Origin of the sequence: Cyanobacterium stanieri LEGE 03274, assembly GCF_015207825.1 — a bacterium.
Taxonomy (GTDB): Bacteria; Cyanobacteriota; Cyanobacteriia; order Cyanobacteriales; family Cyanobacteriaceae; genus Cyanobacterium; species Cyanobacterium stanieri_B.
The window spans coordinates 14,651-30,043 of record NZ_JADEWC010000009.1 but is presented as its reverse complement, the minus strand read 5'-3'; the positions used below and the strand labels follow the sequence as shown (position 1 = coordinate 30,043).

The following is a 15,393-nucleotide window of genomic DNA, read 5'->3' as shown; positions in this document are numbered from 1 at the left end:
TCACTTGCATGGGAAAAGTAGAGATTATCGGTTTAGGTAAATCAGGCATCGGCGCAGCCAAACTACTCAAGAAAGTAGGTAAAGAAGTAACCATCTATGATGCCCGTGAATCGGATAGTTTTCGTCAAATTAAGCAAGAATTAGCCCAAGAAAATATTACCGTTGAATTAGGACAAAATCTGCCCCTAAACCCCCATAATCTCCCTGAATTAATCGTTGTTAGCCCCGGAGTGCCTTGGGATATACCTATCCTCCTAGAAGCAAGAGAAAAAGGCATCACCACCATCGGAGAAATGGAATTAGCATGGCAATATTTAAACTCTTTTCCTTGGATTGGCATCACAGGCACTAACGGTAAAACCACCACCACCGCCCTTGTCGAAGCCATGTTAAAAGCAGGAAATATCAACACATCTGCCTGTGGAAATATCGGCTATGCCGCCTCGGAATTAGCCCTAGAATCCTTGGAAAATCCTCCCCAATGGGTGGTAGCCGAAATTAGTAGTTATCAAATAGAATCAAGTCGGGAATTAGCTCCTAGTATCGGTATTTGGACGACTTTCACCCCTGATCATTTAGAGCGTCATAAAACCATCGGTAATTACTCTAACATTAAAGCAAGTCTTTTAGAACGCTCTGATTCAAAAATTTTTAACGGTGATGACCCATATATATATAATATGGGATTAGAAAGATCTTGGAAAAACTCCTACTGGACCAGTGTTAAAGGAAAAGATTTTTTGATCGGTGATGAAAGTCGAGGAGTTTTTTTGCAAGATAGTTGGATTGTGGCTTTCGGGGAATTAATAGCCCCCATTTCCCTCTTTAAAATGGTAGGTTGTCATAACCAACAAAATTTATTATTAGCCGTCGCCGCCGCTAAATTAGTAGGGGTTAGTAAAAGTGCGATCGCCCATACCATTACTTCTTTTACAGGGGTAGCCCATCGTTTAGAGTTAATTAAAACCATCAACGGGGTAGATTATATCAACGACAGTAAAGCCACCAACTACGATGCCGCCCAAGTAGGTTTAGAATCGGTGAATTCCCCCGTTATTCTCATTGCTGGGGGTAAAGCTAAGGAGGGGGATGATAAGGCTTGGATAAACGTAATTAAACAAAAGTGCAAGGCCGTGTTGTTAATTGGGGAAGCCTCGGATTTGTTCGCTTCTCGTTTAGAAGCCGAAGGATATAATTATTATTACAAAGTGGGTGATATGGCTAATGCCATCACTACAGCTCAAACATTGGCTCAGGAAACCTGCGCTAAGGTAGTGCTACTTTCTCCTGCCTGTGCTAGTTTCGATCAATATAATAGTTTTGAGGAGCGGGGGGAAGACTTTCGTCATTTGGTTAATGCTCACTGATTAACTTGAGTTAAGGATAATATTTTTGGCGTTGGTGAATTAAGGCATGATTTTTGATTGAGGGAGGGAACGGGGAACAGGCAATAGTGATACTATTTTAATGTCTTAATTTCTAGTGTTATTCAATAATGTTTGATACTAAATCCATGAATCAAAATATACCTTAGTTCAATTTATTGAACGATAGACTGTTAGCCTTGTAATTCATTGCAAGGCGAATGATGACATATTTTCTAAATTGTACTTGCTATGATTCCAATATGGATTAATATAAAGTTCGGATAATTCGTTATAAACAGATTCTATCCCAGTTGCCCCACCAATAAACTCTAAGCCGTCACCTAAAACCTCAACCTAATTTGTAAGTGATCAAGCAAACTTGATATAACTATAAAAAAAGGGGTTAAAATAACCCCATAAATATCAAAAAATTAACGTACTTGCCTTAAACTATCAACCTTCTTACTAAATAACTCCGTAAATAGACTTAGGACACTTCTATTTTCTCGAACCTTAATATTCAAGCTAACAGACATCCCCGCCTGTAAATCAACGGGATTACCCCGCACCACCAAATTTTGTTCCTCTAACTCTACCCTGACAGGGAAACGGTAGAAATTATAGGTTTGATCCGGGGGAAGGGCATCAGAGCCAATAAACTCCACTGTGCCTTTAATGTCGCCAAATTCACTGTAAGAGAAACTATCAATTCTTACGTCCACCTGTTGCCCAATTTGTACAAAACCGATGTCTTGGTTGGTAACATATCCTTCGGCAATTAGAGGATTATCGGGACTAGGATCGGGTACTATTTTTAAGAGAGGTTCAGAGATACCACTACGGGGAACAAAACCAGGACTAGCTTGGAGGTCGAAGATTGTACCTGATACGGGGGCTTTGAGTTCTTGATAACGTAGGGTTTGTTGGGCGGAACTGATTTGGCTATTGAGTTCGGCAATTCTTTTTTCGTTATCCACAATAATGCGGTTAAGTTGACTATCAATTTCTGATAGTCGTTGATTATTTCCAGCTAAACGATCGCGCACATCACTTTCACTGACGGAAACGGTGTTACGTAATTCTTGTTGGGCTTGGGAAATTTCTAAATTAATCCTTGCTTGTTCTTCTTGAAGTTGTTCAATTTGAGCTAGGCGGGATTGAATTTGTTGTTCTTGTCTTTCTTGCTCAATTCTACCGTTGCTTCTTTGTTCAATCAAGGCCGCTTGACGATCTTGGACTTTTTGTCTTTGTAAATCCGTTTGTACCCTAGATACTGCTCCTTCTGCGGAGAGGGGAGCAAAATTAGCGAGAATATCTTCATCAATTTTTAAACTTTCTTCGGCACGGGCGATCGCCTCTTGATTACGACTTTTAATTTGTTGTAGTATGGTGCGATCGTTATTCAACTGTGATTGAGCATCCCTTAACTGAGTGCTATTTTGGCTTCTTTGGCGCTCTAACTGACTAATTTTCAACTGTGCAATCTGGGCGCGGGAATCTAACTCATTATTAGCTGCCGCTAGGCGGGAGGCTTGTTCTGGGCTAAGATTATTGCCACTAGCCCTGCCGATTTGGGACTCATAAAATTGAATTTCTTCCACAATGGAAGCACGATTAAGAGCTAAGGCTTGAATATCGGGATCTATTTCCAAATCCATCAAATTTTGTTCCACCATGGAGGTACTAAAACGAGAGTTAGTCAAACCCCGATAAAAGCGATTTTCCTTAACCAAAGATTCTCGAATACTAAGTAAAGACTCTAATTGAGCCTCCGAGGCCTCCGAATCAAACACCAAGAGGGGATCTCCGGCCTCAATTCTTTGACCATCTTCCACATTTACTCTACTAACCACCCCATTGATGGGGGCTTGGATTTCCTGTACCGATTTTTCTGGCCTGAGTTGGCCCCGGGCCGCCACCACCTGTTCAATTTTGGCAAAATAAGCCCATAAAACAGCGAAGACAGTGACGCTCATGATACTCCAGATGATCGCCCGTGACCATACCCTAGATTGTTTGAGAATAACTCCTTTTTCAAAACCAGAGGTATCTAGGTTAATGTTTTTTTGTTCGCTCTCAGGGGTTTCGGCTCTGCCATCCCGTCGTAAAAGATTTTCTTGACCTGAATTTCGATTATCTGTAGATTGCATAGTTTTTGCTTAGATAGGGTTAATTGAGGAGTCAGCCGAGGGTTAAGCCACGACTGAGGAAATATTTTTTATACTTCGGTTTTTAGTTGTTGTTGATATAGGTAGTAGTAACGGGCGTGTAGTTCCATCAATTCTTCATGACTGCCCACTTCTACGATTGTTCCTTTATCCATCACCACGATGGTATCAGCGTTTTTGATCGTGCCCAGACGGTGGGTAATAAATAATACGGTGCGATCGCTAAAAGCAGAGATCAAATTTTGACATACTTGAGCTTCTGTATTGTAGTCAAGGGCGCTGGTGGCTTCGTCCAAAATTAACATCCGAGGATTTTGCAACACCGAACGGGCGATCGCAATGCGCTGTCTTTGTCCTCCCGATAAAGATGCCCCCCTCTCTCCTACCCTTGTATTATAACCATTGGGTAAATTCATAATAAATTCGTGGGCCACAGCAATTTTAGCGGCCTCAATAATATCTTCAGTGGTGGCATCAGGATTTGTCAGGGCAATATTATCCATAATAGTTCCCTCAAACAACAAACTCTCCTGAGGTACAACCCCAATTTGACGACGTAAAGAATATAACTCCACTCGGTTAACATCATAACCATCAATCATAATTCTTCCCGACTCAGGTTCATAAAGTCTTGCCACCAATTTGGTTAGGGTACTCTTACCCGCTCCACTTTCGCCGACGATACCCACAAAAGTACCCGCGGGGAATTCAATGCTAACATTATTAAGCTGTAAAGGAGTATTAGGTTTAAAACGGAAACAAACATTTTCATACTTCAAATTACCCTCAATACTCGGCATAGGAATATTATCCCGATCCTCCTCACCCTCTTGGGGATGATCAACAATATCTGCCAAACGCTCTAGGGATAAGGCTGTTTGTTGGAAGTTTTGCCATAGTTGGGCAAGGCGTAAAATGGGGGAAGTTACATAACCCGCAATGATACGGAAAGCAATTAATTGCCCTAGGGTTAACTCTCCCTGTAATACCAAATAAGCTCCTACCCACAACACCAATAGTTGAGAAAGTTGATTGAGAAAGTTACTAGCCGAACCCGCTAAGGTTTGAGTAATCACCGTCCTAAATCCTGTACCCACATAACGGGCATAACGTTCTTGCCATTCCCAACGGGATCTTAATTCAATATTTTGAGCCTTAACGGTTTGAATCCCTGACATCACCTCCACCAAGTGAGATTGGGTTTCGGCGTTCCGTTCTGCTTTTTCTCTCAATTGACGACGAATCAAGGGAGAAAAGATATAGGTTAAAACAATAAAAATGGGAATAATACCCATGGATACGAGGGTAAGGGTAGGGCTATAAATCACCATTACCACAATATAAATCACCGAGAAAACAGCGTCTAACACCACGGTTAGGGCTGTTCCTGTCAAAAATGACCTAATGTTCTCTAACTCGTTGATACGGGTCGAAATTTCCCCCACTGGGCGTTTTTCAAAGTACCTCAGGGGTAATCTCAAAAGATGGTCAATGATTTCTGAACCCAAGGCCATATCGATGCGGTTGGTGGTATCCACAAAGGAATAGGTGCGCAGGGTACTGAGAATGGCTTCAAAAACGGCGAGAACCACAAGGAAAATCCCTAATACTTGCAGGGTATCGGGGCTATTTTGCACAATTACTTTATCGATGATTACCTGAATCATTAAAGGATTGGCGAGGGCAAAGAGTTGGACGAAGAAGGAGGCGATAAACACTTCCACTAACATCCATTTAAATTTAATTAGGGAGGGAATAAACCAATTTAAACCAAATTTTTGTTGGGCGGTTTCTTTATTTTTTTTCAGTAGTAAGGCCTTGCCTTTTTGTCCCCATCTTTCTAGGAAACTGATGGTTTTCATTTCCCTAACTCTACCGAGGGTGGGATCTGCTACGACGATGGTTTTGTCCCCTGTAGCGTAGATGACGACGAGGGAATCTTCTAGTTTGACTAATATGGGGGCTTCTAGTCTGGCAAATGCCCCTGCGGGAACTTCTACTAATTGACTGGTTAAGCCTAATAATTCACCGATCGCACCGCACACATCAAGGGATAAAGCACCATTGTTTTCCACTTGTTGTTTAATCACCCTAGTCAAAATATCACCTTTGTAGGGAATATTAAAGTATTTACTTAACATCCGAAAACAGGCAATTCCGATGTCTGCCTCACTTCTCCCCGAAAAATAGGGATAACTTTTAAGGGCTTGTTTGGGTTCTTTAAATAGGTTTTGGGGTTGCTCTTGTAAAATGCTGTTATCGGCCTGGGGAATATTATCCTCGTCCATGAGGATTTCAGGGGTAACGGGGGGGTTTTGCTCCCTTGAGGGAGAGGGAGTTTTATTGTCTTGCCAGGGATCGTCTTTATTTTCTGTGGGGGCTGGTGTTGAGCCGTTGTCACGAGCCTCGACGCTATTACTATGGGCTGATTCAATGAGGGTAATATCGAGGGATACTAGCCTTATTTCGGTATCAGCTTCTAGGGTTTCTCGGGGGTTGACGGTGGCGCCGATGGAAAGGTTTTGAATTTTACCGCCACTAAAGCACCAGATATGTCCTTCGGGGGCCGGGGGTAGGCTATTTATTTTCCCTTTTTCTAGGTGGGTTACTTGGGATGTTTTCAGGGCTTCTTGACTCAATATTTTCAGGTTTCCTTCCCCTGTGGCACGATGGCTGAGTTGATAACCTAGGCTATCAAAAATTTCGATTAATCCGGGAGTATTTTGGTAATATTCTTTAATTTCCCGTTTTTGTTGGAGTAGGTTTAAAAATTTCTCCCTGGCGAGGGTGAGGGCTACTACGGGGGTAGAGGCGATCGCCGTTTCACAGGCAAAACCCCTCATCAAACTTTGCCAACCGATGACGTTACCATGGCTAATTAGTTTTAAACTTAGGGGTAAACTGGTACGAGGATCGTAACCGATATAACGGGCTTGTCCTTCATATATGATAGAAATGTAGGGAGGAATTTTATCTTTGACTAGCATGATTTGCCCCATTTCATATTTTAAGGGGTTAAATTCTTGGGCTAGTTGTTTTATTTCGCTGGGTGAAAGACGATCAAAGGGCGCTACAGTAGCGATAAATTCTTCTACTGAACCTAGAGTATATACCATGATTTATTTATCTTGAGCAATTAGTTTTATATATTTCTGGTAGATTGTTGGAGTTAGTATAGTTTTTTGTAAATATACAATCTATGGTCTAGTTTTTCTAGGGCTAATTATAGGTGAGATTATCCGAAATAACATCTTTCCCTTATAAATATTTAATTATGGTGATGGGGAGTGGGGGTGATGAGGAGTGGGGGTGATGAGGAGTGGGGGTGATATGATACTAAGTTGATAATATTGTTTGTTTTATTTTAAAAATTTATTAATATGGGAAGAATTTGGGAGTTAGATTTTTATTCACGTCCAATTTTTGATGAAAATAATAAAAAACTTTGGGAAATTTTGATTTGCGAAAGTCCGACGGATATTGATAGTGATTATAATTCTTTGTTTCGCTATTCTCAGTTTTGCTCTAATAGTGACGTTAATTCTATCACTTTAGGAGGTGCGATCGCCTCTGCCATGGAAAAAGCGGGGGAAACTCCTAGTAAAATTAGATTTTTTCGCCGTCAAATGAATAATATGATCATCAAAGCCTGTGATGATGCTGGTATTCCTGTTTTTCCTTCCCGTCACACCTATGCCCTCAATCGTTGGTTGGATGAAAGGGAGGTTGATTTTTATCCCCATCAAGAGGGTTACCAAGCGCCTAAAAATACTGCTTCGGTACAATATCCCCAAGGTAATGCCATTAGTTTACCCGATGCGGTTAAGGGCGATCGCACCGATAAATGGGCTTTAGTCTCTCTGGGTAGTGATGATTTTCAAGATATGAACCAGTGGGCGATCGCATTTGGTGAAGCATTTCCCCTCTCCCTTGCTAACATCAAAGAAAATACCAAAATCCCAGGCTTAATTATCTTCTCAAAACGAGCATTACCCCTCGCCGCTTGGATGTCTGGGCTAGAGTTAGGCTATCTACGCCTAGAAAAAGGACAATTTCCCCGCATTTGCCTAGAAACAGGAGTCAGCGACAGTTGGATATTAGCTAACCTCACCGATGACAAAACCCTAGCCGAAGGGGAAGGCTTTGAAAATACCAAACAACAAGCCCATGGAGTCCATTTCCTTGCCATTCAATCTTCTCCAGACTCAGAATCCTTTGAAGGTTTTTGGTTACTCAAACAAGAGTCATAATATATCCTTGCCCATCACCCCCACCATTTCAACATCAATACAACAATGTTTTATGATCAAAGAAAAGAGACTTGTTAACCTTAGCATAAAAAATTAAACTATGACCAATACATTAGTTGTCGAAAAAGAGAAAGTAAAAGCACCGTTACAACTACATATATTAGGAGATAAAGTTCTCAGACAAAACGCTAAACGCATCGCCAAAATTGATGAATCAGTGAAAGAATTAGCGGTAAAAATGCTTCAAACCATGTACGCTGAAAATGGCATCGGTTTAGCAGCTCCCCAAGTCGGAGTTAATAAACAAATGATCGTAGTTGATCTTCAGCCTGATAATGAGAATTATCCTCCCCTTGTTATGATTAACCCCGTCATCAAAAAATATAGCAAGGAAGTTTGCGTCCTAGAGGAAGGATGTTTAAGCATACCTAATGTTTTTCTCGATGTCACCCGCCCTTCAAAAATTGAAGTAGAATTCAAGAATTTAAGCGGTAAAAAACAAAGAATTAAAGCATCGGGATGGATGGCAAGAGTAATACAACATGAAATGGATCATCTTACAGGGATTTTATTTGTCGATAGAATCAAAAATAACCTTGCTCTAACCCAAGAATTGACTAAGCAAGGCTTAAATGTTAATGCTGTTAGATCTATTTCTTAAATTATCAACCTTCTTATTTTAAGGGTGGACGTTGTCCCCCTTTTTTTTGTTAAAAATAGTTACAAAAATTACTCTGATTATTGACTTATTAGCTTTAACTATTTCATAATTATATTTATATATTTAATAATTATTTCTTACAAAAATTTAAAAAACATAGGTTTCCACTATAAAATAAACATAATATAGACTATGCTAGTCTATCCATAAAATAGTATTTTATTTAAAAAAATTTACACTACAAAAAGATAAATTAACTTAAAATAATTGGTATCAATTTTTATTAATCAATCGCCTATTAAGTTGTCAAAAAAATCTTATTTTTCTTAGCTCAATAGATTTTTTATGATATTAGAACAATTAAAAGAATTTGAAAATAACTGCACCTATAATAACCAAAAAATATTTTTGCAAGGTCAGACAAGCTACTACGTTGATAAAATTAATAAAAATAACAAAAAGCAATCTAAAATTATCTGTTTATCGACAAAAAATCCCCAACAATTTATCAGTATCTTTTTAGCAACCCTGGTAACTAAATCATCTATTGTTTTAATTAATCCCCAATGGAAAAGAAAAGAATTAGAGCAAGTTACTGAATTAATAAAACCTGACTTCTTCTTTAGTGAAAATATAGAAAAAGAATATAATAATCATCAAAATCATCATCAATATCAAGGTATTATGATTCCCACCGGGGGAACATCAGGCAAAATAAAATTTGCCATTCACACATGGGAAACCCTGAGCAATTCAGCCATGGGATTTAGAGATTTTTGGCAAGAAGAAAAGATTAATTGTTTTTGTTGTCTTCCCCTTTGTCATGTCAGTGGCTTAATGCAAATTGTTAGAGCTTTTATAACTAGGGGAAAATTACATATTCATGACTATTCTATATTAAAAAAAGTAGTTCCTTTAAACATTAATTATCAAGACTTTTTCATTTCTCTTGTACCCACACAATTACATTTTTTTTTGAACAATAATTCTAGTTGGTTAAAAAAATTTAAAACAGTTTTGGTGGGGGGTTGTCACACTTCTCAAAACTTACAAAATATATGTAGATTTAAACAAATAAATCTTGCTCTAACCTATGGTATGACGGAAACAGCTTCAGGGATAACCATTTTAAAACCAGATGATTTTTTTGCTCATCAAAAGGGTAGTGGAAGGGTTTTGCCCCATGCTAAAATTAGCATAGAATCAGAAAAAGAAAGAATTGGTAAAATTACCATTAGGGGTACGTCTTTGTTTAAGGGATATTATCCTAATTATCAAGATTATGATAGTTTTGAAACTGATGATTTAGGTTATTTTGACTTAGATAATTATTTACATATTGTTGGTCGTAATAGTCGTAAAATAATTTCAGGAGGGGAAAATGTTCACCCCTTAGAAATAGAAGAATTAATTGTCAAAATAGGGTTAGCGAAGGATGTAGTTATTATTGGTAAAAACCATGATTATTGGGGACAAATTATTTGTGCCATATATGTACCCATTGTTAAAAATAATGAACTATATAATTTAGATAGCATGAAGGATAAATTACGATCGCATCTTAGTCATTATAAAATACCAAAAATATGGTTAAAAGTCGATAAAATTCCCCGTAATCCTCAGGGTAAAGTAAATTATGGCTACCTAGAAAAAATGATCACTATCTAATTAAAGATAAGATATTCAGGGGTGTTGAAAATAATTAAAAGCTAACTTTTTTTAAGGGATTTGAGAGACTCAGGATATTTGAGGATAAAACCCAAAAGAGTAAAAAGGGCGATCGCTACTGCCCCCAAACCGATATAATTAGGTAGCCAAAAAATAGCCCTCACATCATTAACCTGCCCGGCTTTCAAAGTAACATGATATTGATTATCTTCTCCCCGTTGCCAAGTAGGAAAATCATTAGTCACTAACTTTGCGCCCCAAGGAAAATTAAAATTTAACTGTAAATTAATCAAATCACCAGACGAAATAATAATATTACCCTCATCGGAAACCACCCCCAAAGGAGTTAAATCCGCCGAAAAATGTAACACATTGCGCTCAAAGAAAATCCCATTATTTTGTTGAATACTCATACTAGCATCTAAATCCAACAGACTTTCGCCCCGCGCCCGAGTTAAACCAGAAGCATCAACCCCAGAAACAAAAAATTGATTAAACTTATCTACCAAATCTTGCCCATTATTAAAAGGAATGGTAACTACCAATTCTTCAGCAGATAATCTTTTTACCTTTCCATGTAAACTCAACGCCTGTTTTTGAATACCATTCAACCAAGCATTCCCTTCCCCTTCACTAAAACTGGTTAATTGTTCACCTAATTTAATATGTTGAATAATCGTACCATTATTAGCTTGAGAAAAATTCACCCCCACATCATAACGCACACAGCCCGTCAGAAAAACAATTAAAACAACAAATAAAATTAACCTTCGTAAAATAGTTTTCATTATCTAATAACCTTAATCGCAATTGTTGTTGTAGCCTAAAATTTAATTATCCCTAAATTTTACACCCTTAATCTAAAATTCTCAACTATAAAACGATATTTTATCATTAATAAAAACTCATTATAATTATCCGTACTTTTTTATAAAAGATGAATATTATTTACTGAAATATTTATTTTGTTAATAATCCCAATAACAGAAACAACGAAAAATAATTAATAACAGCCTAAAATAATAAGCAATATGTTTTTTGAATAATTATTCGTATATTATAATATTTATCATCAGCAACTAATAATTTAACTAATTATCAAGTAAATTTTACTTATATTTATTGAAAAAAAACATTACCATCGTGATAAATTACTGTAGGGAAAATAGATAAATATTATGTTGTTAGAAGGAATTAGTCGAACTTAAAACCACTGACTAACAAAAAGTGTTACCTTCACTAAACCTAAACCAGAAAAGATAACCGAACTTCTGAAATTACGATGAAAAGTTAAAATAGATTAAGACTTTGCCGAATAATTAAAGGCACTGCTGATGGAAAGATATAATTAACTATCTGTATCCAAACAAGGATAACACTATTTATTATGATTGACGCTATTATTATTTTTATATTTGTTCTTGCCTTTGCTGGGGTAGGCTTTGACATAGTACAAGTTTTACCAGGTGAAATTCAAGGACAAGTTTCCAACATTCAAGCCCTAAGATGGTTAGCCGCAGGTTTTTCATCTATCATTGGTTTAGCCATGGGTTTAGTGGCTCAAACTACCTACCGTCGTTTAGAACAAAGAATCAGAAACACTCCCATTGAAGTTATTATAACAAGGGCGATCGGTTTGGTACTGGGTTTATTGTTAGCAAACCTAATGTTAGCACCTATTTTCCTTCTACCAATTCCCAGCGAATTTAGTTTCCTCAAACCCATGTTGGCAATACTCGGTAGTGTGATTTTTGCCGTATTGGGGGTATCCCTTGCCGACACCCATGGCAGAACTTTTTTAAGGTTAATCAACCCTAACAGTATCGAATCAATGCTAGTGGCAGAAGGCACTTTAAAACCCGTAGCTACCAAAATTCTTGATACTAGCTGTATTATTGATGGACGTATTCAACAGTTATTGGATACAGGATTTATTGAAGGACAAATTTTAGTACCCCAGTTTATCTTACAGGAATTACAACAATTAGCTGACGCAACCAATGACCAAAAAAGAGTCAGAGGGCGCAGGGGGTTAGACATTCTCAATCAAATGCAAGAAAGATACCCTGATACCATTGTGATTCACCCGGAAGAATACGAAGATGTCGCAACGGTAGATGCAAAATTATTACATCTTGCCCATGATATTAATGCCACTCTCATTACCAATGATTTTAATTTAAGTAAGGTGGCGAGTTTACAAAAAATTCTGATTCTCAATATCAATGATTTAGCCCAAGCCATTCGCCCTATCTATTTACCAGGGGATTATATCGATTTGAAAATTTTGAAGAATGGAAAAGAACCAAGCCAAGGTATTGGTTATTTAGATGATGGTACTATGGTAGTGGTGGAGGATGCTAATGATCATGTAGGGGAAGAATTAAGGGTTACGGTGACTTCCGCTTTACAAACTTCAGCAGGTAGAATGATTTTTGCAAAAACCAATAGTTCTACGGTGAATCAATATTAAAATTAGGATGAATCCTTATTATTGTTTCGCTCCCTAAATCCCCCAATTCTGGGGGAATTTTATTGTAAAAATTTATCAGAACTTAATATTAGCGATGAATAATGGATAATTCAATTATTATCGCCCTAATACTTATAAAGATTATCACCAAGTAAGGTTGATATTAAAGTTCGTTTTCTAGCTTGACTTCTCCAGAGTTGTTGTTTTGTTTTTCCATTTCCATCATTCTCTGTAGTTGTCTTTCCCTAAAACTTTGGGCTGCATTACGAATATTATTGCCTCTTTCTTCGGGGGAAGGCGCACCACTCATGCGATTCATCATGTTAGCGTTGTGAATTAGTTGCATGGGGTTAATACTATCTCCATAGAGGGAGTTTTGTTCGTTGGATTGAAAAATGTCGTCTTGGTTGGAATTGATGTTTTGGGCAGAGGCTAGATTACCATAGCCCATTACTAAACCTAGGCTAAGAAGGGTTGTATATACAAGTTTGTTTTTCATGATTAATTATTCCTAATGTTGATTGATGTTGATGATTAAGCAAAACGACGGCTTAATAGGGGTTTAATGGCCAGAAGAATGAGAGCATCAAAGGCACAGAGTAGCAGTAGTACAACGCCGAAGTTAATTTCTGTCCAAGGGGTATTAACCACTATACTAGCTAAGTTCCAATCACCATTTTGATAAATATAGCGGATGGGTTCGATAGCATAGGTTAGGGGGTTTAGACTGGCGATGATTTGTAACCAGTTTGCCATGAATGCCATGGGGGCGAGGGCTGTACTGGCAAATAATAGGGGTAGATTAATTACAAATATTACGGCGAGTAATTCGATATGTCCGGGTAGGGCAAAAGCTAGTCCTAGACTTAATCCTGTTACTCCTAAGACGATCAAAAAGGTGATAAGAGCGATCGCACTTAGCCCAGCAAAACTAGGTAAACCAGCCCCAATAAAAGCACTGGCGGTAATAATTACAGCGGTTTGAATCAAACTAAGACTAATAATATAGATAGTCGAAGCGGCCACAATGGAAAATCGAGAGGCTAGGGGGGCGACTAATAGCCGATTTAAAAAGCCAAATTCTCGATCAAACATAATGGGTAAACCAGCATTCAAAGCCCCAGAAAAAGCCGTAAAAACGATGATGCCGGGGGCTAAAAACTGCCCATAACTAAAATCATCACCAAATAAACTTTGAGGGGCATTATAAAACAAAGCACCAAATAAAATTAACCACATAAAAGGTTGAATAACCCCCGCCACAAGGGTAGAAGGACGACGCTGTAACTGAATGAAAAGACGCTTAGTCAGGGCAAAAGTTTCCTGCAAAAAATCATTTAAGCCATTACTATCAAAGGTAATATTTTCAGAATTAGGAGCTAAAATTGCCTGATATTTTTGATTATCTATAGTCTGAGTCATTTTATTTTTTTAACAATTATAATAATTTCCGACATTGCTGATTTTAAATATGATTTCTCATGGGGGCAGGGAATAGGGAACGGGGAACAGTGATAAGATTTTCACATCTCAATTTTTACCGTCATTCAATTATATTTCATACCATGATTAAGCAATGCCTGATTTCTCTAACTTCATTTTACCTCGCCCAACCAACCCTCAGAGTAAATTAACCACTAATCCAATTAATGCCCCTGCCAAAATTAACCACAGGGAATTAAATTTATAACGAAATACCAAGAAAGTCGCAGTTATTGCCATGGTAACAGTAATCCCATCAACGATCGCCTCTGTACCCAAAATATAAGTTACCCCTGCCATCAATCCCAAGGATGCCACATTTACTCCATCTAGGAGAGAAGCAGTAAGGGGCGAATTTCTCAATTTGTCAACCCAAGGATTAATAATTAAAACAACCAGAAAACTAGGTAAAAAAATGCCCACAGTGGCGGCCACAGCGCCCATATTTCCTGCCAAAAGATAACCGATAAAAGTTGCCGTAGTTAAAATAGGTCCTGGGGTAAATTGCCCAATGGCGATGGCATCTATCAACTGCTCAGAGGTAAGCCACTGATTTTGTTCTACTAATTGATTTTGTAAAAAAGCCAATAACACATAGCCACTACCATATAAAAAAAAGCCTACCTTGAGGAAAAATAAAAACACCCCCCATCCAGAAGGAGAAGTAACACTTTCACTAACATTAGTTTGGGCGAGAAAAGGAGAAATTGTCATCGGTGCTACCCAAGCATTACGAAAATTAAAGCGATGTCTTTCCTTATAAACCATTACCCCCAAGCCCACAATTAATAAAATCAGAATTTCGTTGATATTAAAAAAAAAGGCCACCACCGCCAAAATTCCCGTCACCTTCGTCACATTATCCTTAACGGCTTTTTTGCCTAACTTCCACAGTGCCTGAAGAATAATCGCCACAATCACAGGTTTGATGCCATACAATAACCATTGAGCTTGGGGTAGGGCTTGATACTGTACATAAATATAAGCCAAAATCCAGACAATGACCATGGCAGGAAAAATAAAAGCCGAACCCGCCACAATCAAACCTTTCCAGCCTCCCCTATCAAAACCAATATTAATGGCTAACTCCGTGGAATTAGGGCCGGGGATTAAATTAGTAACTCCTAATAAATCCAATAATCTTTCCCTAGTAATCCATTTTCTTTTCTGAACAATTTCCTCATCCATCATGGCAATATGTGCCGCAGGGCCCCCGAAGGCGATCGCACCTAAACGAAAAAAAACCATGGCTAACTCTTTGAGATCAGTGGCTTTACTATGGGAATTAGATTCAGAGTTCATTAATCAAACTTGATGACATAAA

General features: G+C 38.1%; 11 protein-coding genes. 5 read left to right on the top strand and 6 right to left on the bottom strand.

Annotation, left to right across the window (positions count from 1 at the left end):
• The first annotated feature begins 8 nt into the window (after nucleotides 1-8).
• Nucleotides 9-1,367: a UDP-N-acetylmuramoyl-L-alanine--D-glutamate ligase gene (gene murD / locus IQ215_RS05675; protein WP_193800345.1), complete on the top strand. Its 1,359-nt coding sequence runs from the start codon at nucleotides 9-11 to the stop codon at nucleotides 1,365-1,367.
• Nucleotides 1,368-1,798: 431 nt separating this feature from the next.
• Here the strand turns inward: murD and IQ215_RS05670 are convergent, their stop codons facing one another.
• Together IQ215_RS05670 and IQ215_RS05665 are read right to left on the bottom strand one after the other, a co-directional pair.
• On the bottom strand, nucleotides 1,799-3,517 hold the full coding sequence (locus tag IQ215_RS05670) for an HlyD family efflux transporter periplasmic adaptor subunit (protein ID WP_193800344.1): 1,719 nt from the start codon (nucleotides 3,515-3,517) through the stop codon (nucleotides 1,799-1,801).
• 68 nt (nucleotides 3,518-3,585) lie between these two features.
• Complete coding sequence (locus IQ215_RS05665; protein WP_193800343.1) at nucleotides 3,586-6,651, bottom strand: peptidase domain-containing ABC transporter; 3,066 nt, start codon at nucleotides 6,649-6,651, stop codon at nucleotides 3,586-3,588.
• Nucleotides 6,652-6,915: 264 nt separating this feature from the next.
• Between IQ215_RS05665 and IQ215_RS05660 the strand changes: the two genes are divergently transcribed.
• From IQ215_RS05660 to IQ215_RS05650, 3 genes are all read left to right on the top strand, one after another.
• Nucleotides 6,916-7,785: a Tab2/Atab2 family RNA-binding protein gene (locus IQ215_RS05660; protein ID WP_193800342.1), complete on the top strand. Its 870-nt coding sequence runs from the start codon at nucleotides 6,916-6,918 to the stop codon at nucleotides 7,783-7,785.
• Nucleotides 7,786-7,885: 100 nt separating this feature from the next.
• Nucleotides 7,886-8,446 (top strand): peptide deformylase, encoded by a 561-nt coding sequence (def, locus tag IQ215_RS05655; RefSeq protein ID WP_193800341.1) that lies wholly within the window; start codon nucleotides 7,886-7,888, stop codon nucleotides 8,444-8,446.
• A 345-nt stretch (nucleotides 8,447-8,791) separates the two neighbouring features.
• Nucleotides 8,792-10,114 carry an AMP-binding protein gene (locus tag IQ215_RS05650; protein ID WP_193800340.1) on the top strand — a complete coding sequence of 441 codons (1,323 nt, stop codon included), beginning with the start codon at nucleotides 8,792-8,794 and terminating at the stop codon, nucleotides 10,112-10,114.
• 41 nt (nucleotides 10,115-10,155) lie between these two features.
• Here the strand turns inward: IQ215_RS05650 and IQ215_RS05645 are convergent, their stop codons facing one another.
• Nucleotides 10,156-10,902, bottom strand: coding sequence for a DUF3153 domain-containing protein (locus IQ215_RS05645; protein ID WP_206688520.1), 747 nt, complete (start codon nucleotides 10,900-10,902; stop codon nucleotides 10,156-10,158).
• Nucleotides 10,903-11,501: 599 nt separating this feature from the next.
• Here IQ215_RS05645 and IQ215_RS05640 point away from each other — a divergent pair.
• Complete coding sequence (locus IQ215_RS05640) at nucleotides 11,502-12,587, top strand: PIN/TRAM domain-containing protein (protein ID WP_193800339.1); 1,086 nt, start codon at nucleotides 11,502-11,504, stop codon at nucleotides 12,585-12,587.
• A gap of 163 nt (nucleotides 12,588-12,750) precedes the next feature.
• Here IQ215_RS05640 and IQ215_RS05635 read toward each other — a convergent pair whose 3' ends face one another.
• From IQ215_RS05635 to IQ215_RS05625, 3 genes are all read right to left on the bottom strand, one after another.
• On the bottom strand, nucleotides 12,751-13,086 hold the full coding sequence (locus IQ215_RS05635; RefSeq protein ID WP_193800338.1) for a hypothetical protein: 336 nt from the start codon (nucleotides 13,084-13,086) through the stop codon (nucleotides 12,751-12,753).
• Nucleotides 13,087-13,121: 35 nt separating this feature from the next.
• On the bottom strand, nucleotides 13,122-14,009 hold the full coding sequence (locus IQ215_RS05630) for an ABC transporter permease (protein WP_193800337.1): 888 nt from the start codon (nucleotides 14,007-14,009) through the stop codon (nucleotides 13,122-13,124).
• A gap of 198 nt (nucleotides 14,010-14,207) precedes the next feature.
• Nucleotides 14,208-15,371 carry a chromate transporter gene (locus IQ215_RS05625; protein WP_193800336.1) on the bottom strand — a complete coding sequence of 388 codons (1,164 nt, stop codon included), beginning with the start codon at nucleotides 15,369-15,371 and terminating at the stop codon, nucleotides 14,208-14,210.
• Nucleotides 15,372-15,393: the final 22 nt, after the last annotated feature.

What these genes read in the sequence shown, in the direction of transcription:
- def (WP_193800341.1), top strand. Translation starts at nt 7,886, where the DNA reads ATGACCAATACATTAGTTGTCGAAAAAGAGAAAGTAAAAGCACCGTTA.
- IQ215_RS05660 (WP_193800342.1), top strand. Translation starts at nt 6,916, where the DNA reads ATGGGAAGAATTTGGGAGTTAGATTTTTATTCACGTCCAATTTTTGAT.
- IQ215_RS05645 (WP_206688520.1), bottom strand. Translation starts at nt 10,902, where the DNA reads ATGAAAACTATTTTACGAAGGTTAATTTTATTTGTTGTTTTAATTGTT.
- IQ215_RS05640 (WP_193800339.1), top strand. Translation starts at nt 11,502, where the DNA reads ATGATTGACGCTATTATTATTTTTATATTTGTTCTTGCCTTTGCTGGG.
- IQ215_RS05630 (WP_193800337.1), bottom strand. Translation starts at nt 14,009, where the DNA reads ATGACTCAGACTATAGATAATCAAAAATATCAGGCAATTTTAGCTCCT.
- murD (WP_193800345.1), top strand. Translation starts at nt 9, where the DNA reads ATGGGAAAAGTAGAGATTATCGGTTTAGGTAAATCAGGCATCGGCGCA.
- IQ215_RS05625 (WP_193800336.1), bottom strand. Translation starts at nt 15,371, where the DNA reads ATGAACTCTGAATCTAATTCCCATAGTAAAGCCACTGATCTCAAAGAG.
- IQ215_RS05635 (WP_193800338.1), bottom strand. Translation starts at nt 13,086, where the DNA reads ATGAAAAACAAACTTGTATATACAACCCTTCTTAGCCTAGGTTTAGTA.
- IQ215_RS05665 (WP_193800343.1), bottom strand. Translation starts at nt 6,651, where the DNA reads ATGGTATATACTCTAGGTTCAGTAGAAGAATTTATCGCTACTGTAGCG.
- IQ215_RS05650 (WP_193800340.1), top strand. Translation starts at nt 8,792, where the DNA reads ATGATATTAGAACAATTAAAAGAATTTGAAAATAACTGCACCTATAAT.
- IQ215_RS05670 (WP_193800344.1), bottom strand. Translation starts at nt 3,517, where the DNA reads ATGCAATCTACAGATAATCGAAATTCAGGTCAAGAAAATCTTTTACGA.